Source organism: Proteus sp. fly-1067, from assembly GCF_040139345.1.
Classification (GTDB): Bacteria; Pseudomonadota; Gammaproteobacteria; order Enterobacterales; family Enterobacteriaceae; genus Proteus; species Proteus vulgaris_B.
On record NZ_JBEEUL010000172.1, the window covers coordinates 1 to 593 of the forward strand.

At 41.1% G+C, this 593-nt stretch carries 1 protein-coding gene; it reads right to left on the reverse strand.

The window, feature by feature from the left end:
• On the reverse strand, window positions 1-593 hold a 593-nt coding region (locus ABN217_RS19820), incomplete at both ends, for a (Fe-S)-binding protein (RefSeq protein WP_502935145.1).

Here is a 593-nt window from a genome sequence, read left to right on the forward strand (position 1 = left end):
AGAGCGGTTGTTTCAGTGCAGTGAGCAAAGAAATACCATGGATCTGACGTCAAGGTAGCCATTTGTTGAGGTTCAGGCAATGTGCTCAACCATTCATGAGCTAGTTGTACAGTAAAACGGCAGTGTTGCTGACCTAATATTTCATGATATTCATCGCGATAGCATAGAACCAAAGCAGGATCGACCCCTACCATCGGTAACTGAAGTTTAGCCACTCGATTCAGGAAATCTGCCGTTTTCTGTGCGGTTTTAGCAAAACGAGCAAGAAAACCTTTAATATGTTGTGCTTTACCATTTGGTGAAAATGGCAGTAAAACAGGGTTAAAACCCAATTTTTCAATCAATTTAACAAAATCAGCTACCACTTTTGCATCGTAATAACTGGTAAATGGATCTTGAACCACCAGCACATATTTTTCTCGCTGGGAAGGTGACATTGTTTCTAATTGCTCTAGTGTTACCGTGATTGCCGCATGTCCTGATAATTCTTGTTTTAGCGTAGGCTGAGAAAATAACGGTAAATCCACCATACCGATAGTCTGTTCACTCAGTTTTTGCACCCACGGCTGGCGTAAGAAAAAGTTAAATACACC